Here is a 330-nt window from a genome sequence, read left to right as displayed (position 1 = left end):
GCGCCGATGCCGGCAACGTCAGCATCGCCGAGAACGCCACGCAGCCGGTCACCGGCGAACTGACCGTCTCCGCACCGGAAGGCCTGGCCACCGTCAAGATCGGCAACGTCACCCTCACCGTGGCCGAACTGCAGGCGCTGGGCACCACGCCGCGTGTCATCACCGGCACCGAGGGCAAGCTCACGCTGACTGGCTACGACCCGGCCACCGGCAAGATCACCTATAGCTACCAGCAGGACGGTACCTCGAAGAACCACACCGCCGGCGACGACTCCGTCACCGACAAGTTCACCGTCACCGTCACCGATGCGGCCAACCAGGTCAAGTCCG

1 protein-coding gene is annotated in these 330 nt (G+C 66.7%); it reads left to right on the top strand.

Going from position 1 to position 330, the window contains the following annotated elements; translation table 11 throughout:
- The coding region (locus tag IB257_RS31440; protein ID WP_192493340.1) for a VCBS domain-containing protein at positions 1–330 on the top strand (330 nt) is incomplete at both ends.

The organism is Achromobacter sp. ACM03, assembly GCF_014851665.1.
Taxonomy (GTDB): domain Bacteria; phylum Pseudomonadota; class Gammaproteobacteria; order Burkholderiales; family Burkholderiaceae_B; genus Achromobacter; species Achromobacter aegrifaciens.
The sequence above is the reverse complement of the archived record's forward strand: the minus strand, read 5'-3'. Positions and strand labels throughout refer to the sequence as shown.